This window comes from Bernardetia sp. MNP-M8, assembly GCF_037126285.1.
Classification (GTDB): Bacteria; Bacteroidota; Bacteroidia; order Cytophagales; family Bernardetiaceae; genus Bernardetia.
In genome coordinates, this window is sequence record NZ_CP147012.1 from 1,097,030 (window position 1) to 1,118,232 (window position 21,203).

Here is a 21,203-nt window from a genome sequence, read left to right on the forward strand (position 1 = left end):
ATTGCTTCCTAACAAATGAGGGGTTGCATCTTATTTTCGATGTTGTGATTTATTATGAATTCGTTTTTTGAGAGGTTTAGAACTTAACTTAAAATATTAAAACAGCAGAATTTAACACACAAAAATCAACAATATATAAAATTTTATTTTGAAATAAAGCAAATATATTTATTATAATTTCGGGTTGCACATTTTTTAGTTAAATACTTTGTTAACAAAAACGTATTTTTGAATTGTAACTTGTATCAAAATAAGCCGTTAGCTTTGTAACATCAAACGAAAACAAATACAGACAGAAAAAACAAAAAAAGAAGTCTCACTAACGAAAAAATATATTATTCAAACTTATTTATTTCAAATTCTCTAAAAACATCCATTACTATGAAATCATTAAATTCAATTTTCGCCATCGTTTTTGCTATTACACTTTCTTTTACATCATTTACTTCTGCTTTTGCTGATGAAGACAATATAACTGCAACTGTAGAGGCATTACCAAATAGCAACAAATTTATCTTGAAATTTGATAATGAAAAACAAGAAAAACTCAACATCAAGATTTATAATACAAATTTAGAACTTGTATATTCAGAAGCTCTTGGTAAAAAAGCTCAAATTCAACGTATCTACGATATGAATGCCATTGGTGAAGGAACTTATACAGTAATTGTAGAAGGCGAAACATACAATGAAAAAAGAACTGTTGTTTTGAAAAATACTTTGAAAAATGATTTCATAGCTACATTTTCTCCAAAAGCAACCAATAATAAAGTTTTTGCATCTGTAGAGAATAACAAAGGAACTGTAAAATTAACTCTTACAGATTTAGAAGGTAATATTTTGTACGAAGAAACTATCAATGAGGAAAGCAAAGCTCGTACATTTGACCTTAAAGATTTAACTCAAGGAACTTACTTTTTGCAAATTGTTGGTCAAGACAAAACAAGCTACGAAACATATTATATTGACTAATTCAATCAGAAAAAATAAAGCATTGAATTACAGACTTCTACATTAGAATGTTACTGTAATTAATTATCTCTTCATGAAAATAAAAAGCAACTTCTTTGAGGTTGCTTTTTTATGTAAAACACTTTCGTTTGATATTTTTATAAAATTATATTCTAATTCCTATTAAACTAATATCATCTACTTGTGCGCTTTCTTGTTGATGCTCTCTTAAAATATTTAATAGTTCTGTTCTTTGCTTTGTCATCATTTTTAAAGAATTATTTTCTATTATTTTACGAAGATGAAGAGAACCAATTTTTTTACGTTCTGGATTGGGTTGGTCTGCAAACCCATCAGTTGTAAGATAAATTAACGCTCCTTTTTTCAAAATAATCTCATTGTCAGTAAATGGAACAGGATTGTTTCTAGTACGTCCTCCAATCGAACGACGATTACCCTTGATAATTTTTAATTTGGACAATGAATCTGTTTTTTCAATAAAATACAAAGGTCGTTTTGCTCCTGAAAAAGTAATTTTAAATTTTTCTTCTTCTTTATCTTCTTCTAAACAAAGAAGCCCAATGTCCATTCCATCATCATTTGAAGTTTGTTCTTGTTTCAAAACAGCACGAGTATTTTTATCTAATAATTCCAAAATTTTAGAGGGTTCTTTTACTTGTTGTGTCTGTACAATTTCATCTAAAAGAGTTTTTCCAATAACAGACATAAATCCTCCTGGAACGCCATGTCCTGTACAGTCTATAATAGCTGCATAGATGCGTGTTTGAATGCTTCCCTCCACTTCTGTTTCTACTTTTGTAACCCAATAAAAATCTCCTGAAACCATAGAAAGTGGCTTAAAAATTACAAAATGAGCATCAAAAAGCGAGTCCATAAGCTCTTTTTCTGGAAGCATTGCCTGCTGAATAGTAAGTGCATAACGAATCGAATCTGTAATATTTCTGTTGTTAGTTTCGATGGTTTTGTAAGCTCGTGCATTATCTAAGGCAATAGACGTATAGGCTGCCAACGAACGCAAAATAGTGAGATGCTGATTAGAATAAGCATTTTTTTGAAAACTTTGGACTGTCAGAATTCCGATAGCATGCTGTTCTACACTAAGTGGAAAATAAGCTGCTGATTTTGGCGTTTTGCCAAGTTCCATTTCTATTCCATCATTGGCATATTCGGTAGCATAATTTTTATTCTCTTTCTGAAAATCTTGGATAACAATTTCTTTTTGCTTTTCATAACAAATTACAGAAAGGCGTTTTTTATCATTCAATGATTTGGTGTGAAATGGAAAATAGGTTTCACCTTCTACAAAAAATGGAAATTCTAAACGCTGAAATTCATCATTAAAAACACCAATTCCGAATCTATCAACAGGCATTAGTCCACTTACATTTTGATAAACTGTTTCTATCATTTGCCTCATATCCAAAGTAGACGTGATTTTTTGTCCTACCTCACTCAAAATATTTACATTATCATAAGCTACCTGAATTTCTTTTGATTGGGTTTCTAATAAAGAGTTCTGACTTTCTAATTGTTTAGTTTGGCTTTCTAGCTCCCATGTTTTTTCTGCCAGTTCATTGGTTCTTTCTTCTACTTGATACTCCAAACGACGTTTTTGTTCTTGAATTTGGTAGGTTCTAATTTTATATCCTCCTATTGTAATAACTAAAAAAAGAAAAACACTAATAGTAGTAAACCACCATGTTCGCCAAAAAGGAGGAGTTACAATAATATTCATTTCAATTCCTGTATCGTTCCAAATCCCATCACTATTAGAACCTTTTACTTTCAGAGTATAACTTCCTGAAGCAAGATTGGTATAAGTAACAAAATTTCGATTGGTAGAATGCCATTCTTTATCAAATCCCTCTAAATAATAAGAGTATTTGGTTTTGTGAGGAGCAATAAAATCTAAAACTGAAAAATCAATTGAAAACACATTCGCATCATAAGGCAACGTAATTTCTTTAGTATAAGGAATTGTCTTTTCTAAATACGAATTTTTGTTAGAAGGAGAAATCACTTTATTAAAAAGCGAAAACTGAGTAAAAACCAGTTTGGGAACACTTGTATTATAGCTCAAACTATCAGGGTTAAAGCGATTAAACCCATTTATCCCCCCAAAATAAATAAATCCTTGCTTTTCCTCTCCTGTAGTTTTGTCAATAATTCTTTCTTGATAAACTGAACCTGAAATAAACTCATTACTCTGCAAACCATCTGAAATATCATACGAACGAATTGTTTTAGAATAAGGGTCAAGTTCTGCTATTCCTTGGCTTGTACTTACCCAAATACGGTTTTGCAAATCACAAACTACTGAATGAATTATATTATTTGGCAAACCATCTTTTTCAGTAAAAACTGTAAAAACACCTTTTTTCACATCAAATTTATTAAGTCCATTTGCTGTTCCTATCCAAATATTGCCATCATCATCTTCTGTAATAGACAAAATTTCATCATTACTAATACTATTTGGATTTTCGATTTGATGCATATAACGCACAAATTTCTCACTATTTGGACTGTTGTCGTATAGATTTAGTCCATCTTCTGTTCCTATCCAAAGATTCCCAATTCTGTCTTCAAAAATTACACGGACATAGTTATTGCTCAAGCTAAAATCATTATATATTTCAGTTTTGAAAAGTTGTGTTTCTCCAGAAGGCAAAAGTTTTAATAATCCTTGTTGATATAAACCTATCCAATAGTTATTTTTTGTGTCTTGATAAATTGCTTTTATGGATAATTTGTCAGGATTATTTAGTTTTTCATTATAAATCAAAATCTGTTCAAAGGTCTCTTTTTTTTCATTGAAAATTTCCAAACCTTCTGCTGTTCCTACCCAAATTTGATTTTGCTTGTCTTGATAAACCACTGATACTTTATCACTAGCAATCGTAGTTTCATCTTTTTCTCTATGTTGGTAAGTATTAAAAATTCGTTCTTTTTCATTTTTAGGAGTCAAGATGGTAATTCCTCCACTAGCTGTTCCTATCCAAAGATTATTGGTAGTTGTCTTAAAAATACTTGTTATTCGACTATCTGGAAGACTTTTAGATTTGTCTGCTTCTTCTCTAAAATGAGCAAATTTATTTTTGATAGAATTAAATTTATTAATTCCTTCGGCAAGTGTTCCTATCCAAATGCTACCCTGATTATCTTTAAAAACACATGTGATATGATTATTACTAAGCGAATAACGTAGAGAAGGATTAGATTCAAGGGTTTTTATTTGATTTGTAGAAGGGTTGATAATCAAAACTCCATCTTCTTGTGTACCTATAAAAATCTCATCTCCAAAATTCTCAAAAGTAGTCACTATCTTTCCAGAAAAAATATTTTTAGTGGTTGGTTTTCCTGTTTTATCTACTGTTTTCTGTTCATCAGCTTCCAAAACGGTAAAAATTTCAGTATCTAAGTCTAAAATATTAATCCCTCCATCACGAGTAGCAATCCATAATTTATTTCTTTTCGAATCATCATTTTCAATAATCTCTAATCCTATTATTTGTTCACTACTTGGTGCACTCGAACTACTTCCATAAATACTTGGTCTAAAATGAATAAATTTATTTTCATTTTCTTCAAAACGGTCTAAACCACCTTCAGCAGTTGCTATCCAAAGGCGTTTTTGGTTGTCCTCTATAATATCAGTAACATGATTTTGAGCTAATGAATTTTGATTACGCTCATCATTTCTATAATGGTCAAATGTTTGGGTTTGTGGATTAAAAAGATTTAAGCCACCAATAGAAGTACCTATCCAAGTTCTTTTTTTAGAATCTCTTAAAATACAAGTAACTGCTCCTGCACTCAAACTAAGTGGATTTTGTGGCTCATAAGCAAAAACTTCAAATTGTTCTGTAATAGTATTGAGTCTACAGAGTCCTCCACTTTGAGTTCCTATCCAAATAAAATTATCTTCGGTTTGTAATAAAAAAGTAATATGATTATCAGGGATTGAATTTGTGTTTTGTTCTACTTTATAGGTTTTAAAATTACTAGCATCGTATCGATTTAATCCGTTTTGAGTTCCTATCCAAATGAAACCCAAGTTATCTTGAAGCATTGCCGTAACTGTATTTTGAGATAATCCATCCTGAGAAGTAAGTTTATCAAAACGCCAATCTAATGCAATTTGCTGTGCATAGAGGTTTGAAGCCGTATTTTGAAAAACAAATAGGAAAAGAAAGAAAATCACAAAAAGAAATGACGATAAACTATTTTTGATAAAAAGTTGAAAGGAATGCAACATGATTTTTTAGTACCTGCTAAAAAGATTGTTTTTCTGTATTGATTTTATTCTAATGTAGGAAAGATAAAAAAAAACTCTCAGAATACAATAAAACATCAGGGTATATTTATAAAATATAAAACTGTGTATTCATTTGGCTACACTAAATTATTTTCAAAGTTATTTTAAGAATATCAAAACGACTAACAAAGTTTTTATCAACCTATCTTGAGTTAGCACTTATCTAACAAAAACCGTATCTTTGCGTTTCGAAAATTAGACGTACTATCGTTTTAAAACATACTATGAAAAATACGAACGGAAAAGAAAATATAAACAGAAATGGACAGTCTCAAAAGACAGAATCTATTTCAGATGAATCTATAAAAGATTCTACAGAAATCAATAAAGAAGATGAACACAAAAAGCGAAAACTCAACAAAGAGAGTTTTCAATATTTGTTAGGCATTTATAAATATATGATGCCCTACAAAGGATATTTCTTTAGTGGAATGGTTTGTCTCTTCTTATCTAGTGTTGTTCTTTTAGCCTTTCCAGAGCTTACAGGAAATCTTATTGATGTAGCGACAGGAGACGAGAGTTTCTTGTTAGATAGCATTAATCAGATTACGCTTGCTTTAGTAGTTGTAATTGTAATTCAAGTCATTTTTTCATTTTTTAGAGTTTATTTATTTGCACAAGTAAGTGAATATTCAATGGCTGATATTCGCAAAGCATTGTATCAAAAATACTTGACTTTGCCAATGAGTTTTTATGACAAGCATCGTTCTGGAGAGCTTATGAGCCGAATTACAGCAGATGTAGCTCTTTTGCAAGACACTTTTTCGGTTACATTAGCCGAGTTTTTCCGTCAGATAATTACGCTTATTGTTGGCTTAGGAATTTTATTTGTCAAAACTCCAAAACTCACTTTTTTTATGCTTGGTGTAATGCCAGTTTTGATTATTGGAGCAATTATTTTTGGTAAGTTCATCCGTAAACTTTCTAAGAAAACACAAGACCAGCTTGCTACTTCAAATATAATTGTTGAAGAAACTATTCAAGCTATTGCAACTGTAAAAGCATTTACAAACGAAATTTTTGAATCAAATCGTTACTCAACTACTCAAAATAGTGTCATTCAAACAGCTTTAAAAGCAGCTACTTATCGTGGTGGTTTTGTCTCCTTTATTGTCTTTGCTATTTTTGGAAGTATTACAGCTGTTTTTTGGTATGGTGCAACACTTCTAGCAGCTGGAGATTTGACTTCAGGAGATTTGATTTCTTTTATTATTTATTCTATGTTTATTGCTGGTTCTATTGGAGGACTAGGAAATATTTATGGACAGATACAGAAAGCTATCGGAGCATCAGAACGAGTTTTGGAGATTTTAGGAGAAGAGTCAGAGTCAGAATTAACGTATGCTACAGAGAAATCTAATATCAATCAAAATCCAATTCAAGGAAATATTTCTTTCAAAGATGTTCGTTTTTCTTATCCTACCCGTACTGATGTAGAGGTTTTGCAAGGACTTAGTTTGGATATAAAAGCAGGAGAAAAAATTGCCTTAGTCGGACATAGTGGCGCAGGAAAATCTACTATTATTCAGCTTTTAGAGCGTTTTTATGATCCACAAACAGGAACAATAGAAGTAGATGGGAAAAATAATTTAGAGTATGATTTGAGTTTTTACCGTTCTGCTATCGGAATTGTACCCCAAGAAATTTTGCTTTTTGGAGGAACAATCAGAGAAAATATAGCCTACGGAAAACCAACTGCAACAGAAGAAGAAATTATTTCGGCTGCCAAACAAGCTAACGCATTTAAGTTTATAGAAACCTTTCCAGAAGGATTAGAAACATTGGTAGGAGAACGAGGCGTAAAACTTTCAGGTGGACAGCGTCAAAGAATTGCTATTGCAAGAGCTATTTTACGCAATCCAAAAATCTTGATTTTAGATGAAGCAACAAGTTCGTTAGACGCTGAATCTGAACAACTTGTACAGGAAGCCTTAGATACACTCATGAAAGATAGAACAACAATTATTATTGCTCACCGTTTGGCTACAATTAGAAAAGTAGATACAATTTACGTCATTGAAAATGGACAAATCAGTGAACAAGGAACACATGAAAGTTTGGTAAATCAAGAAGGAACATATAATCAACTGGTTCGCTTGCAATTGCTAGACGTTTAAATTCAAAAAAAATCAGTTAGTTTGTAGTTATTCATTTTGAAAAAATAGTCAAGAAAAAATGATACCTTGATTAAAACAAATTTTTCAAAACTATTTTGGCAGTAATTTAATTATTAAAGCATAAATTACAACTGCACTCTAACTCTAAAAAAGAATTTTTATGTTAATGAACAAGCGTACTTTTCTCAAAACGGCAGGTCTTGCCACTATCGGAATCATGTTTAATCCTCTTTCGGCTTGTGATTCTTCTAAAAAAACAGATACTACTGAAACAGATTCGACAGCAGTAGCAACTGAAAATGGACTCTTTACACTAAAATCACCCTTCGAATTACCAGCCTTACCTTATGATTTTGCTGCACTAGCTCCAAATATTGACAAACAAACAATGGAAATCCACCATGGAAAACACCATCAAGGTTATGTCAATAAATTAAACAAGGCTATTGAAGGAACAAACTTCGCCAATCAGAATTTATTAGAAATTTTGGAAAGCGTAGGCGAAAATGACACAGCTGTTCGAAATAATGGAGGTGGACATTATAATCACAGTCTTTTTTGGGAATCTTTATCTCCAAAAAATCAGGTTGTCACAGGAAATTTGAAAATAGCTTTAGAAAAAGATTTTGGTTCGTATGAAGCCTTTCAAAAGGAGTTTTCAGAAGAAGCAAAAGGAGTATTTGGCTCAGGTTGGGCGTGGCTTTGTAAAGCAAATGACGGTAAACTTTTCATTACCTCTACGCCAAATCAGGACAATCCATTAATGAAAAATCTTGCAGAAAAAACAGGAACACCACTTTTAGCTCTTGATGTTTGGGAACATGCTTATTACCTCAACTATCAAAACAAACGTGCAGAATACATTGAGAATTTTTATAAAATAATCAACTGGGAAAAAATTGAAGAGCGTTTTAATGCTTAGCTTTGAAGTTTCAAGATATAGAAAAGCAGACTTTTATAAAGTAATTATTTTATAAAAGTCTGCTTTTTTTTTATCAAATTGAAATGTAATACTTACATCTTACAAAATGTCTTTGTAAATACGCCTTTTTGAGATACAAAACGCACTATATACATTCCATTTTTCAAATTACTAATATCTAAATTTGATGAATTCGTAGCTTTAATAATTCTGTTTCCTAACAAATCCACTACTTCAATATGAGAAATAGAAAGTAATTCTGTTCCTTTAAAATGAATACTATTTTGACTTGGATTAGGGTAAAGTGTTATTCTGCTACTTTGCTTTTCATCTATGGCTGTAATGGTCTCATCTGTTTTTATAGTTACTTCATTTGAAAAATTAGAACTAGCTGCATCCTTTTTACCCAAAACTTTATAGGTATAAGTGGTTGTTGGACTTACTTGTGTATCTAGCCAGTTTCTTTCTGCTCCTCCTATTTGTCCCACTTCCTTAAACTCGGTTTCATTTTCACTTTTTCTTGAAATGACAAAGTTTGAAAAACCATCATTTGCCACCCAACTAAGAGCATTTCCTTCAGCAGCTTTAAAGATTCCGATGAGTTGTTGAGGTGCTGGATTAGCATCTACTTTTGTAGTGATAATAGAAGATATATCAGACGAAATAAGATTTCCAAAACCATTATAATAATTTAGCAAAGCATAAACACGCAGATCCGTTTGTTCGCTAATTAGATTAAATAAGAATGACAAAGGAGCTGTTTCACTAGGATTACTATTTAATTTCAAACGAATTGTTTTGCTACTACTTACTTCTACATTCGAAAACTCTAAACTACTTTCTAAAATATCAAGTTTACTCATATCTGCATCTTCATTCAGATAAATAACCATTTCAGTATAAGCTGTTTCAGCAGGCGCATTATTTCCTTTATAAATGTGATAGGTAAATGTTTTGTCTGATGAGATTTCTTCTTGAGTAAGCGAAGGAGTTGATAAAAGCGACAAATTTATACTTTGAGAAACTGCATTTTCATCTATTTGCTGTGTGATTTGTGCTTGCTCGTTATATCTTCCTGTCGAACTATTTATTTCAAGATAATGACGTATATACTCTCCATTTGTGAGAGATTCAGATTCACTTGCTTTCAAAACAATATCTATTGTCTGACTAGAATAAGCTGGAACATCAACCGAAAATGTAGCAGGAATATTTCCATCAAAATCTACACTACTACTCACTATTTCAAATCGACTATCAGGAGTAAAACTTGCTGCAATAGTTTGACTAGAATTAGTAGAATTATCCAACAAAATCTGATACTTATAATCTTGATTTGGCAGCACTCGTTCTCCATCTTGAGAAACAATAATTCCACCTACTCTTCCTCCAGTAGCTCCAATAGCAAAATCTTGTCCTGTTACTGATGGATTGGTGTTTGACAAAGTTACTGTTCTATTTATTGGTGTAGCTTCTGTTATTTGTGGAGAAAATGTAACTGTATTACCAAAAGCACGAAGAAAGTTTAATCTATAATTTCCTTCCGATTCTGTAAAAACCCAAGAATTAGGAAAACTATTACTATTCAATATATTAACACCTGCAATACCTTCTTCTCCAGTATCTTGTACTTGGTTACCATTCCAATCTCTAAATACTTTTCCACTTACAGAATAATAGTCAACATTTCCTAGCTGAGAAACGACAGCACTACTGACAGGAGTAAGATTTGTAGAAGGATTATTTATATTTACTACTGCTGCTACATCTACAGTAAAAGAAGGAACGATATTAACTGTACAAGTATATTCTGTATTTGGTGTAAATCCTCCTATAGGCAGGATAGTAACTGAAGTAACATTTCCATTTGTGACTTGAGTTTCAAATACTGGAGTAGGCAAAGAACTAGACCAACCTAATAAGACTATATTTGGTGGGGCGAAATATCCAGAGCCTGAGTTATATTGTACTTCTCCATTAGGACTTGCTCCATTCGTCATATCCAATGTTTTAGAGGGAACAACAGTATTCCATGCAAGTTCTCCATTTGCATCTGTTCTAAATACAGCAGTATTACCTCCTCCATTAGCAGGAGTAATACTAGCATTACTTCCTCCTCCTTTCAAGCGAATAGGATATTGAGCTTCTGTATATCCTAATCCTGCATCACTTATGTCTACGATTATTTCGTAATCATTTCCACTTACTTGTTGAAAAATTGCATATATATAACTAGGGTACAGAGGGTCTCCAAAAAAATAAGGATTAGCTTGTAAAACATCCTGTGGTGTTGCGTTTGGGGGAAAAGTAATAATATTAGGTGTTACAGTTACAGAGGAGACACTTCCTTGTGATATAGCAGGGTCATATAAATTAAATGTATAAATGCGTTCATCTGGTGTATCATTCAAACCATAATCAAATCTAAAGACATCATTTCCATTACCTCGCCCACCTACATTAGAATTAGTGCTAGTAAGTATCCAATCTCCAGTAGCATTTATATCAAAAAACACACTCCCACTACTTCCACTAGGAGGCACAGCAGGTACTTGTTGAAATGGAGGACTTATAGTTTGTGAAAAACTAGATTGAAATGTAAGGAGTGAAAAAAATAGTATTAATAAATACTTTTGGATTAATTTAAAATAATTCATACGAATAAAATGGGTTAAGTTGTATTTTAATCAAGACCCAAAGAGTAATACAAATGGTTGCATCATTTTGATATTATTTTCTTATAATTTATTTCGTAACTTGCTTTTCTTACATTTCATTTAACTCAAAATTCAATGTTAAAACGTCTAAAACGCTTCTTATTCAGACTCTTACTCAAACTTTCCATTGTCGTTATTATTTTGGCAGCAATTGGTTTTTATCTTTCGCCTTATAAATATCAAACTCCTTTTTATCGTTGGTATTATTCTCATTCGGATTACAAAATACTGCTTTCTGAAATAAAAGTAAAACAAGACTCTCTCAAAAAAGAATATCAAGCAGCCAAAACAGATTCAGAAAAAGATAAGATTTTAGAAAAGGCACAAAAAACATTTAAAAATAGTTTTGAGCAGGTTTGTAAGTATTGGTACGGAACAAAATGGAGTTATTCGGGAACAACACAAATACCTAGCAAGGGAAAAATAGCCTGTGGATATTTTGTAACAACTATTTTGAGAGATTTGGGCTATCCGATTGATAGAATAAAAATGGCTCAAGCAGCTTCTGAAACACTTATCAGAAAAACTGTAGATAAAAAATTTATAAAACTGAAAGTCAATGCAGGCTTTGGAGATTTTATGGAAGAGGTAGAAGAAATGGGTAACGGAATTTATATTTTAGGATTAGATACTCATACAGGTTTTTTGTTTATTGATGGAAGTTCTACTCATTTTATTCATTCTTCAAACGGAATTCTGAAAGGAGTTCGTAATCAAATGGCTTTTAGTTCGAATACAATCAGGAGATCCAAATACAGAGTGGCAGGACAACTACAAGTAGAAAGGTGGCTAAAATGAATGGTAAGTGATAAATGGTAAATTATAAATGCTGATGTTAGAATAAAAAACAGATTTTTCCCTTAGCAATCGTCCGTAATCGGACGTTGATAATGGGATTTACGACAAAACCGTTTATCTTTGTCTTATAAATAGATTCTTCTTCTTATTTCTATCATTTATATCATTGTTTTAAGAACATGAAAAAATATACTTTCGACACAAAAAACGATACTCGCTCAGGTTTTGGCGACGGACTTACAGAACTAGGTAAAACAAACCCTAAAGTAGTGGCACTTTGTGCTGACCTTATTGGTTCACTCAAAATGGGCGATTTTCAAAAGCAATTTCCAGAGCGTTTCTATCAAGTTGGTATTGCAGAAGCCAATATGATGGGTATTGCAGCAGGTCTTACTATTGGTGGCTGGATTCCTTTTACTGGAACTTTTGCCAATTTTTCAACAGGTAGAGTATATGACCAAATTCGTCAGTCGATTGCTTATTCTGGTAAAAATGTCAAAATTTGTGCTTCTCATGCAGGTATTACACTTGGAGAAGATGGTGCAACACACCAAATTTTGGAAGATATTGGAATGATGCAAATGCTTCCTCACATGACTGTTATCAATCCTTGTGATTATAACCAAACAAAAGCAGCCACTTTAGCAATTGCAGATTATCAAAACCCTGTTTATTTGCGTTTTGGTCGTCCGAAAGTTCCTGTTTTTATGCCTACTGATACAAAATTTGAAATCGGAAAAGCAATCACTTTACAAGAAGGAACAGATGTTACTATTTTTGCAACTGGACACTTGGTTTGGGAAGCTCTTTTGGCTCATGAAGAACTTTTAAAAGAAGGAATTTCTGCCGAAATCATCAATATACATACAATTAAACCATTAGATAGAGAAGCAATTTTGAAGTCTGTTTCTAAGACAAAATGTGCTGTTTCTGCCGAAGAGCATCAAATTATGGGTGGTTTGGGAAGTAGTATTGCACAAACTTTAGTGATGAATAATCCTGTTCCTATGGAATTTGTAGGTGTAAATGATAGCTTCGGAGAAAGTGGAACACCTGAAGAATTGATGATAAAATATGGACTTACTTCAACTGATATTATCAAAAAAGCAAAAGCTGTTTTAGAACGTAAAGCAAAATTTGCTTCAGTTTAAATTAAAATTATATAGCATAGAATTTGTTATTCTATTTAGACAAAAAAGGCAATTTTAAAATAGATTGCCTTTTTTTTTGTAAATTTTGACTTTTATTTTTCAAAGAAAATTTCTCTCGCTGTTTTTGGTATTACGCCGTTGTTGGTGTCCTCACCAATAACATTTAACTCAAAAAAATGATAAAAAATATTTTACGTGGTGTATTAGATACTTTTGGCTACGAAGCACGAAAAAAATATGTTCCTACACAACATAGCACAGAAAGTTATGCTAATTTTGGAGAAGACAAAATACTGGCTTCTTACTTTGATAAAATTAGTAAAAATACAGAATCAGATAATAATTTTATAGTAGATATTGCAGCTTCTGACGGAATTACGATGTCTAATACTTTCGTTTTTTTTAGGGATGGATATGAAGGAGTAGCTGTTGAGTACGATAGTGAAAAATTTGCTTTTTTATCTAATTTGTACAAAATTTATCCGAATGTTCAGCTTTTACGCACCAAAGCGTTGCCTGATACAGTTCTTTCACTTTTGAAAGTAGCCGAAGCTCCAAAAGATTTCTTGTTCCTAAATTTGGATATTGATAGTTATGATTATTTTATTTTAGATAGTATTCTTTCAGAATATCGTCCTAGAGTAATTTGTACTGAAATTAATGAGCGTATTCCTTATCCTACTCGTTTTACAGTAACCTATCACCCAGATACGTTTTGGAAGGGCGACAATTTTTTTGGATATAGCGTGGCAATGTTAGAAGATATTTGTGAAAAATATGATTATCAAGTCGTTAATATCCATTATAACAATGCTTTTTTAGTTCCAAAAGAACTCAACCAAGCTGTAAAGTTAAACGAAAATCCTGCTTCGATAGAAGAATTGTACAAGAAAGGATATTTGAATCAAACTGACCGAAAAATAAAGTTTGCACACAATTCAGAAATAGACCACTTATTAGAAAAATCACCAGAAGAAGTAAAAGAATTTTTGAAAAAAGAATTTGAGAAATACAAAGGAAATTATATTTTGGAATAAATATGTGTTGTAATAAACTAATTTTAAAACACATTTTTTATCACTCAAAACAAAAACTATGAAAAGCGAATTTCCAAATTATCATAAAGACATCGTCATTGATGGAGTTTCAGTAGCTGTAGGCGAACACAAACAAATCAATCTCAATATTGCAAAACTTCCTTCACGTACTTCTATTGATACACCTGTTTTTGTATATCGTTCCAAAAAACCTGGTAAAACATTGTTGTTAATTGCAGGTATGCATGGCGATGAAGTAAATGGAGTAGAGATAATAAGACAATTAATTTCTAAAGAATTACTCATTCCTAAACGTGGAACTGTCATTGCCATTCCTCTTTTAAACATTTATGGCTTTTTGAATTTTTCTAGAGAAGTTCCTGATGGAAAAGATATTAATAGAAGTTTCCCTGGGAGCAAAGAAGGTTCACTGGCTAGTCGTGTGGCTAATGCGTTTACTACCGAAATTTTACCTCATATAGATTTAGGCTTAGATTTTCATACAGGAGGAGGAAGAATAAATAATTTCTCTCAGCTTCGTTGTTTGCTTGCTGAAGGAAAAAATGAAGAATATGCTCGTGCTTTTGCACCTCATTTTATTATTAATGCCAAACTAAGAGATAAGTCGCTTCGTAATCTTGCTCAACAAATGGGAAAACCTATTTTGGTATACGAAGGAGGAGAGTCACAACGCCTAAATCGTGCACCTGTAAAAGAAGGAATGCGTGGTGCTGTTCGTTTAATGCATCATTTAGACATGATAGACAGAGAAGATATACTCAAAATGCGTGGTGCAGACCGAGTTACAGAACCTGTTATTTTGGAACGTACTTCTTGGATGCGAGCTAAATTTTCAGGTCTTTTTAGATCTTTTGTTAGAAATGGTTCGATGATAGAGGAAGGACAAATTATTGGAAGCCTTACAGATCCTTTTGGAGAACTTCATCACGATATTATTTGCAAACAACGTTGCCATGTAGTAGCAATTAATCATCAAGCTGTTGTAAATCAAGGAGATGCCATCTTTCATTTGGGTAAAACAAGTTAGAAAGTTATAATTATTTATTTAGATTTAAAATAGTTCTTTTGTCTACGAGAGGTAAACACAGATTAATTTTTGTTGAATATTTTCACAATCATATTAAACAAATTTTATATTTTTGCGTTATTGTATAAATTATTTACTACTCAGGAAGACAAAAATAGTGTTTTATTAACTTTGAAAGAAAAGATATAATACTAATAATATATTAATAATCTACTCTACTTACTCTTAAATTTATTTATCGTGCGAGATACCAATACTTATTCCATACGAGATTTAGAAAACCTAACAGGCATTAGAGCACATACTATCCGAATGTGGGAACAGCGTTATGAAATCGTAACGCCCAAACGAACAGATACAAACATTCGTTACTATGACTCAGAAGATTTGAAATATATGCTCAATGTAGCATTACTCAATAATAATGGGGTTCGTATTTCGAAGATTGCCAAAATGTCCCAAAACGAAGTATATGTAAAAGTAAGGGAAACTCTTTCAAGAACTTCGGATTATCAATCTCAGATTAGCGCACTAACAGCTGCTACAATTGATATCAATGAAGAACAGTTTGAGAGAATCATGTCGACGAGTATTTTGCAGTTTGGTTTTGAAAAGACAATGCTTAATATTATTTATCCTTTTTTGAGCAGAATAGGAATGCTTTGGACTACCAATGCAATTAATCCAGCTCAAGAACATTTTATTACAGGACTTATTCGTCAGAAAATAATTGTTGCAATAGATGGACAGTATAGAGATAAGTCATCTGGGACAGGAAAAAAATATATTTTATTCTTACCTAGTGGAGAATTGCACGAAATTTCTCTCCTATTTTCTTATTATTTATTGAAAGTAAGAGGAAATCAAGTCATTTATTTAGGGCAAAATCTTCCTTTGAAAGACTTACAAGAAGTATATGCAACTCACAAACCTGCTACCTTAATAACCATTATTACGTCTTCACCAAGTGCAAATGCAGTAGAAGAATATTTATTTGAGATTGGTGAGCGTTTTCCAGATGCTGATATTTTAGTTTCTGGCTTTCAGGTAATGGGACAAGATTATAAGACTTCTAAAAATGTTCATATTCTACAAAAACCACAAGATTTGATTTCTTATTCGGAAGATAAAGCTGCCGAATAGATATAAAATTATTTTTCATAATTGTATTTTTTATAAATAAGGAATTGAAATTAAATAACATACTCATTTAAAAATAATGTTTTTTTGATATTCAGTGTATTACATTCATAATTTTAATTCGTAATTATTTCTAAGCTATTAAAGTTAGATTTTTCCTTCTATAGATGAGCCGTTTGGGTGTTTTTTTTTGTGTATTAAAGTGAAAACCAAATTTCATTTTTACTAATTTTAAAATTAAACTACTCAAAATTATGGAATCTCAAGAATCAAGACAATCAAAAAACTTTTCAGATATAGAAACAGCTACTGAAAGAAGCATTTCTATTTCAGATAAAGAAAAATCAAATGGAATTATAGCCTACATTACTATAATAGGGTGGGTTATAGCTTTTGTTCAGAATCAAGAGCAAAAATCTGAATATGTTAATTTTCATATTCGCCAAATGCTTGGTATAGGAGTAGCAGGTATTGCTCTATCAGTAGTAAATATTATTCCATTACTTGGATGGCTAATTTCTATACTTGGAATAATACCTTTAGTTATTTTTTGGGTAATGGGACTTATGGGAGCTATAAATGGTGAACACAAGCCTGTTCCAATTATAGGAGAGCATTTTCAAGAATGGTTTAAAAGTGTAGGAGCTTAAAAGGTCTTTAGTTAGCTCTACTCACATATATAAAAAATGACTGATAAATAAGTTTTTATCAGTCATTTTTGCTTTTTGAAATAAGTACAAAAGTTTTTTTATTCTGAAGATTTGGGTTGAAAAACAAAACCTTGTTCGCTGCTTCGTTCCTCAAAATCAATTTCTAGACCTATCAGAAATAACATATCTTTTTTTTGATAGATAACTTCTAGTCTTTCTTTGTCATTACTTAAAGAACTCAAAGGATTTTCTAAAAAATACGATTCATCTTCTTCCTTTTTTTTATCAAAACCTAGACGGAAATTGACTCCACTACATCCATTCCCACCCTGTACAATTAAGCGCAATCCGTATTCTTTAGGAATGCTTTTGGTTGATAGAATAGTTTGAATATGAGAAAATGCTTTATCAGAAATTGTAACAGGAATCATTTGTTAATTAAAAGTATCATAGATTTCTAAGTCTATTATTAAAAGATAAATTAAATATCACGATAGTGTCAGTTCGCTCCGTTAAAATAAAATATGAAAAACATCATCAATGATTTTGCTACAAAATTAGTTGATAATTTTGACTTTTTGAACTGTATCTGCTTCTATTTTAAAGTCAGCTTCATCAAAGTCAGGTGCGCTTACCTTAGGCTTGAAATTAGTAGAAAATCCATAGCCTTCTTTTGGAATTCCAAACATATTGCTATCCATTTCATTATTTCCGTTTTCGTCGTGAAATAATGCAAAAGCATAATCTCCTGCTTCTAAATCTGTAAAAGTAATTGTTGCTTTTTTATCTTTTATAGTTACTTTCATTTTTTTGACAGCCTTCGAATCATCTTTTGGAAAACCATCTTCTCCCTTAAAAAGAGCTATCATTATTGTTCCTTTGTCACTTTTTATATTAGAAACTTCCACTGTGAGTGTATGTTGAGCAAATGCTGTGGTAGAAAAGGCAAAAATAGACATAAATAAAACAGCAAATAAAGCTGTTTTGAAAAATTGAGAAGATTTCATAATTGGATTTAATAATGAGATATAAATTGAAAAAATAATTCACTCATAGATTACTCTATTATTATACCAAATGTTTTGATATTTAGAAGTAAAATATGGTTTTTAATAGATTTTTTATTAATTAACTCATTTTAAGTCCAATACAGTTGTTGGTGTTTTAGCGAAACGACACCAAGAGCCAAATAACTTATCATACTTTTTACAACATCACCTCTTCCTCTTATCTTAATGATTCTGAAACATTAGCTGTTTCAAATGAAGCCATACTATTCAGAAAAGCAATAGCAGATTCCAAAAGAGGATAGGCAATAGCACACCCTGTCCCCTCTCCCAAACGCATTCCCAATAAAAGAAGTGGCATTACTCTCAAATGCTCTAACATGTGAGCATGTCCATATTCGCCAGATTGATGAGAAAAAATCATATACTCTTTACTTTGTGGATAAAATGCATGTGCCATCATAGCAGCAGCCGTTGCAATAAAACCATCTACTAAAATAACCATGCCTTGTTGTGCTGCTTCTAGCATTGCTCCTACCATATGAGCAATTTCAAAACCTCCAAAAGTAGCTAAAACTTCGAAGGGTTTCATGTTTTTTGGATATTTGCGATCAGCTTGTTTCAAAAGAGTAAGTTTTTTATCTATTCCTCTTTCATTCAATCCTGTTCCACTTCCTACACATTCAGCAAGTTTTATTCCTGTGAGATGATGCAAAATAAGAGATGCAGAAGAGGTATTTCCAATTCCCATTTCTCCAAAACCAATAATATTTGTACCTTTTTTAGAAATATTTTCTACAATTTTACTTCCTTGTTCTATACATTTCCAACATTCTTTTTCACTCATAGCAGGTTTGTCTAAAAAATTATTTGTACCAAGTGCTATTTTTAGTTGTAAAAAATTCTCTTGTTGCTCATCGAATTCTTTTTTTACTCCTGTATCTACAACAATGAGTTCAATATTGCTTTGCTTACAAAAAATATTAATTGCTGCTCCTCCTTGTAAAAAGTTTTTTACCATTTGGTGTGTTACCTCCTGTGGATATTGGCTAACACCACTTTCTGCAATTCCATGGTCAGCAGCAAAAACAACAATGTGAGGGTTGAGAAGAGTAGGGGAAAGTGTTTGTTGTATAAGTCCTATTTGAAGAGCAATACCTTCTAATCTTCCTAAAGAGCCAATAGGTTTTGTTTTTTGATTGATTTTTCGCTGTAATTCTGGACGCAAACCCAAAGAAGGAGCAGCAATAGTAAAGGATAAAGACATAGAATAAAAAGTTAATAAAAATGTTTTTTTTTCAAAAATACAATACTTTATTTAATCCACAATAATAAAGACTATAAAAGAGTTGTATAATAAAAATGATTTTCTTTGTTTTGTCATAAAATACAACATTTACTGTTGATTTAACACAACCTTTTCCTTCTGAATAGAGTATATTAAAAAACATTTGTTCATTGTTAGAGCTTTTTTTATATACTCAGAATCACTTTTATTTTATTTTATTCAACCTTATCTTACTTATGCGTTCTATTTTTTTTCGTGCTTTTATTGCTTTCACTTTCTTAGCCTTTGCTGGTTTAGGTACTTCTTGTCAACGTTCGGCTTGTTATGTTAAACCGAAAGCAGCTAAACAAAAGCGTGCACATTATAATAATCAGTATAAATAATTATTATTTTCAAAGTTATTTAAACCCTAAAAAGCAGCAAAATTAATAGTAAATCTATATTTTATAGAATAGAAATAAAAGCTTTTAGGTCTAGGGCAATTCTACATAAATATCAGTAGATTTGCCCTATTTTTTTACAGGTTATAACTAAAGTTGTTTAAGAATACTCTTTTTCCTTAGCACTAGGTTTGCAAACCTAGTGCTAAGGAAAAAGAACATAGCCTTTGTTGGTGTTTTAGCGTAGCAACACCAACAAATATACACTCAAAATCTATTCTTAAACAACTTCACTATTTACAAAAATAAAAAGCTATTTGATGCACCTATTTCAAAATTGCTTTTCCGTTTTTATCTAAAAATAAATGCTTACTATCTACATTATACATTCGCAGTGCATTATCACTATCTTTTCTACTTTGATTGAGATAAGCTCTACCACTTTTTGAAATAAAATCAAGAGTATCTAAAGATAAAAAAGGCGAAAAAGGAACAGAATCATTTTGAGCTGGATAAATACGGTATTCATTCTTTGAAGCATCACGAACTCTTCCAAAATAGACCCAAGTAGGCAAATGAGCAATGTTTTTCAAAATAATTTTTGATATTTTTTGATTATTATTTTTTGGGTCTCTCTTTTGATTTTTTTCAGTTACTTTTTCCATTTCTAGCCAAACAATTGCGCCATTATGACGAAAACGCTTTCTTTGTCCAGAATAGAAGTTTCCCATTGAATAGGCTACAATTCCACTATCCAAAGTCGCATTGCCTTGAGTTTTATATTTTTTCAACGGCTGTAAAACATGTGGATGTCCTCCAATGATTACATCTGCACCAAGTTCAATCGTTTTTTCAGTAATCATCTTTTGATATGAATTTGGCTCTGGCAAATATTCTGCGCCCCAGTGGTAATGAATCAAAACAATTTCAGCTCCTTGTTTTCTTGCTTTCTGAATATCTTGTCCTACTTTTACAGTATCAATAAGCTGAAAAAGATGGCTTTCAGATTCACGAAGCGTGATATTCGAAAATTGTGTATAAGCCAAAATACTATATTTAATATCATTTTTTTCAAACACTTTTATTTCGTCTTGTGCTTCCTGTGTGCGATACGAACCCAGAACTCCTGTAAAATTTCGTTTGTCTAGTTCATCTAAAGTACGCAAAACACCATCTTTTCCTTGGTCGTAAGTATGGTTATTTACTGTTACGATAATGTCAAAACCTGCATCTTTGAGCGCATCAGCGTAGGCGTTTGGCGTATTGAATTGGGGATAAGATTTATAATTCTTTCCTTCTCCTGCTAAAACCGTTTCTAAATTTCCGACCATTACATCAGCAGCTGATAGAAATGGCTTTACTCCTTCAAAAACAGGAACAAAATCATACGTATCATTTCCTTGAAAAACAGCTTGATATTGCGAGCCATGACACATCAAATCGCCAGTAAAAGCAAACGTAATTTTATTTGTATCTGGCTTTTCTGTAAAGTCTTTTATAGGCTCAAAGTTGGCAATTACCTTTAATGAATCCTTTATTCTTTCACTATCTTCTGTACTTGCAGATGCTTCTTGTGCAGGCGAACACGATGAGAAATTTGATAGAATTGAAAAGGCTAAAATGTATAGATAGATATGTTTCATTGTTTTTTGTTTGGT

16 protein-coding genes are annotated in these 21,203 nt (G+C 31.7%); 10 read left to right on the top strand and 6 right to left on the bottom strand.

The genetic code is table 11. The features are described 5' to 3' along the window. Window positions 1–381: 381 nt before the first annotated feature. On the top strand, window positions 382–972 hold the full coding sequence (locus V9L04_RS04595; RefSeq protein ID WP_338792902.1) for a T9SS type A sorting domain-containing protein: 591 nt from the start codon (window positions 382–384) through the stop codon (window positions 970–972). Between the two features lie 145 nt (window positions 973–1,117). On the opposite strand, the gene V9L04_RS04600 is transcribed toward V9L04_RS04595, so the two are convergent. Continuing rightward, window positions 1,118–5,230 carry a two-component regulator propeller domain-containing protein gene (locus tag V9L04_RS04600; RefSeq protein WP_338792903.1) on the bottom strand — a complete coding sequence of 1,371 codons (4,113 nt, stop codon included), beginning with the start codon at window positions 5,228–5,230 and terminating at the stop codon, window positions 1,118–1,120. Window positions 5,231–5,514: 284 nt separating this feature from the next. On the opposite strand from V9L04_RS04600, the gene V9L04_RS04605 reads away from it, so the two are divergent. Together V9L04_RS04605 and V9L04_RS04610 are read left to right on the top strand one after the other, a co-directional pair. Continuing rightward, window positions 5,515–7,407, top strand: coding sequence for an ABC transporter transmembrane domain-containing protein (locus V9L04_RS04605; RefSeq protein ID WP_338792904.1), 1,893 nt, complete (start codon window positions 5,515–5,517; stop codon window positions 7,405–7,407). A gap of 166 nt (window positions 7,408–7,573) precedes the next feature. Continuing rightward, window positions 7,574–8,329 carry a superoxide dismutase gene (locus tag V9L04_RS04610; RefSeq protein WP_338792905.1) on the top strand — a complete coding sequence of 252 codons (756 nt, stop codon included), beginning with the start codon at window positions 7,574–7,576 and terminating at the stop codon, window positions 8,327–8,329. Window positions 8,330–8,421: 92 nt separating this feature from the next. Here V9L04_RS04610 and V9L04_RS04615 read toward each other — a convergent pair whose 3' ends face one another. Continuing rightward, the gene (locus V9L04_RS04615) at window positions 8,422–10,986 is read right to left on the bottom strand and encodes a T9SS type A sorting domain-containing protein (protein ID WP_338792906.1); all 2,565 of its coding nucleotides are present in this window, start codon (window positions 10,984–10,986) and stop codon (window positions 8,422–8,424) included. Window positions 10,987–11,121: 135 nt separating this feature from the next. On the opposite strand from V9L04_RS04615, the gene V9L04_RS04620 reads away from it, so the two are divergent. The 6 genes from V9L04_RS04620 to V9L04_RS04645 all read left to right on the top strand — a co-directional run bounded on the left by V9L04_RS04620 (window position 11,122) and on the right by V9L04_RS04645 (window position 16,870). Continuing rightward, entirely contained in the window at window positions 11,122–11,844 is a 723-nt protein-coding gene (locus V9L04_RS04620; RefSeq protein ID WP_338792907.1) for a hypothetical protein, read from the top strand. A 179-nt stretch (window positions 11,845–12,023) separates the two neighbouring features. Continuing rightward, entirely contained in the window at window positions 12,024–12,995 is a 972-nt protein-coding gene (locus tag V9L04_RS04625; protein ID WP_338792908.1) for a transketolase family protein, read from the top strand. Between the two features lie 176 nt (window positions 12,996–13,171). After that, window positions 13,172–14,032 carry a hypothetical protein gene (locus V9L04_RS04630; protein WP_338792909.1) on the top strand — a complete coding sequence of 287 codons (861 nt, stop codon included), beginning with the start codon at window positions 13,172–13,174 and terminating at the stop codon, window positions 14,030–14,032. 58 nt (window positions 14,033–14,090) lie between these two features. Beyond that, the gene (locus V9L04_RS04635; protein WP_338792910.1) at window positions 14,091–15,080 is read left to right on the top strand and encodes a succinylglutamate desuccinylase/aspartoacylase family protein; all 990 of its coding nucleotides are present in this window, start codon (window positions 14,091–14,093) and stop codon (window positions 15,078–15,080) included. A gap of 240 nt (window positions 15,081–15,320) precedes the next feature. Then, window positions 15,321–16,223 (top strand): MerR family transcriptional regulator, encoded by a 903-nt coding sequence (locus V9L04_RS04640; RefSeq protein WP_338792911.1) that lies wholly within the window; start codon window positions 15,321–15,323, stop codon window positions 16,221–16,223. Window positions 16,224–16,474: 251 nt separating this feature from the next. Beyond that, entirely contained in the window at window positions 16,475–16,870 is a 396-nt protein-coding gene (locus V9L04_RS04645; RefSeq protein WP_338792912.1) for a hypothetical protein, read from the top strand. 98 nt (window positions 16,871–16,968) lie between these two features. On the opposite strand, the gene V9L04_RS04650 is transcribed toward V9L04_RS04645, so the two are convergent. The 3 genes from V9L04_RS04650 to cobT all read right to left on the bottom strand — a co-directional run bounded on the left by V9L04_RS04650 (window position 16,969) and on the right by cobT (window position 19,144). After that, the gene (locus V9L04_RS04650; protein ID WP_338792913.1) at window positions 16,969–17,301 is read right to left on the bottom strand and encodes an iron-sulfur cluster biosynthesis family protein; all 333 of its coding nucleotides are present in this window, start codon (window positions 17,299–17,301) and stop codon (window positions 16,969–16,971) included. Window positions 17,302–17,427: 126 nt separating this feature from the next. Then, a complete protein-coding gene (locus V9L04_RS04655) occupies window positions 17,428–17,877 on the bottom strand; it encodes a DUF2141 domain-containing protein (RefSeq protein ID WP_338792914.1) in 450 nt (149 codons plus the stop codon). A 220-nt stretch (window positions 17,878–18,097) separates the two neighbouring features. Then, window positions 18,098–19,144, bottom strand: a complete 1,047-nt coding sequence (gene cobT / locus V9L04_RS04660) for a nicotinate-nucleotide--dimethylbenzimidazole phosphoribosyltransferase (RefSeq protein ID WP_338792915.1) — start codon at window positions 19,142–19,144, stop codon at window positions 18,098–18,100. Between the two features lie 257 nt (window positions 19,145–19,401). On the opposite strand from cobT, the gene V9L04_RS04665 reads away from it, so the two are divergent. Next, window positions 19,402–19,548 carry a hypothetical protein gene (locus V9L04_RS04665; RefSeq protein ID WP_338792916.1) on the top strand — a complete coding sequence of 49 codons (147 nt, stop codon included), beginning with the start codon at window positions 19,402–19,404 and terminating at the stop codon, window positions 19,546–19,548. Between the two features lie 323 nt (window positions 19,549–19,871). On the opposite strand, the gene V9L04_RS04670 is transcribed toward V9L04_RS04665, so the two are convergent. Continuing rightward, window positions 19,872–21,188, bottom strand: coding sequence for a CapA family protein (locus V9L04_RS04670; protein ID WP_338792917.1), 1,317 nt, complete (start codon window positions 21,186–21,188; stop codon window positions 19,872–19,874). Window positions 21,189–21,203 lie beyond the last annotated feature (15 nt).

What these genes read in the sequence shown, in the direction of transcription:
- V9L04_RS04595 (WP_338792902.1), top strand. Translation starts at nt 382, where the DNA reads ATGAAATCATTAAATTCAATTTTCGCCATCGTTTTTGCTATTACACTT.
- V9L04_RS04600 (WP_338792903.1), bottom strand. Translation starts at nt 5,230, where the DNA reads ATGTTGCATTCCTTTCAACTTTTTATCAAAAATAGTTTATCGTCATTT.
- V9L04_RS04605 (WP_338792904.1), top strand. Translation starts at nt 5,515, where the DNA reads ATGAAAAATACGAACGGAAAAGAAAATATAAACAGAAATGGACAGTCT.
- V9L04_RS04610 (WP_338792905.1), top strand. Translation starts at nt 7,574, where the DNA reads ATGAACAAGCGTACTTTTCTCAAAACGGCAGGTCTTGCCACTATCGGA.
- V9L04_RS04615 (WP_338792906.1), bottom strand. Translation starts at nt 10,986, where the DNA reads ATGAATTATTTTAAATTAATCCAAAAGTATTTATTAATACTATTTTTT.
- V9L04_RS04620 (WP_338792907.1), top strand. Translation starts at nt 11,122, where the DNA reads ATGTTAAAACGTCTAAAACGCTTCTTATTCAGACTCTTACTCAAACTT.
- V9L04_RS04625 (WP_338792908.1), top strand. Translation starts at nt 12,024, where the DNA reads ATGAAAAAATATACTTTCGACACAAAAAACGATACTCGCTCAGGTTTT.
- V9L04_RS04630 (WP_338792909.1), top strand. Translation starts at nt 13,172, where the DNA reads ATGATAAAAAATATTTTACGTGGTGTATTAGATACTTTTGGCTACGAA.
- V9L04_RS04635 (WP_338792910.1), top strand. Translation starts at nt 14,091, where the DNA reads ATGAAAAGCGAATTTCCAAATTATCATAAAGACATCGTCATTGATGGA.
- V9L04_RS04645 (WP_338792912.1), top strand. Translation starts at nt 16,475, where the DNA reads ATGGAATCTCAAGAATCAAGACAATCAAAAAACTTTTCAGATATAGAA.
- V9L04_RS04650 (WP_338792913.1), bottom strand. Translation starts at nt 17,301, where the DNA reads ATGATTCCTGTTACAATTTCTGATAAAGCATTTTCTCATATTCAAACT.
- V9L04_RS04655 (WP_338792914.1), bottom strand. Translation starts at nt 17,877, where the DNA reads ATGAAATCTTCTCAATTTTTCAAAACAGCTTTATTTGCTGTTTTATTT.
- cobT (WP_338792915.1), bottom strand. Translation starts at nt 19,144, where the DNA reads ATGTCTTTATCCTTTACTATTGCTGCTCCTTCTTTGGGTTTGCGTCCA.
- V9L04_RS04665 (WP_338792916.1), top strand. Translation starts at nt 19,402, where the DNA reads ATGCGTTCTATTTTTTTTCGTGCTTTTATTGCTTTCACTTTCTTAGCC.
- V9L04_RS04670 (WP_338792917.1), bottom strand. Translation starts at nt 21,188, where the DNA reads ATGAAACATATCTATCTATACATTTTAGCCTTTTCAATTCTATCAAAT.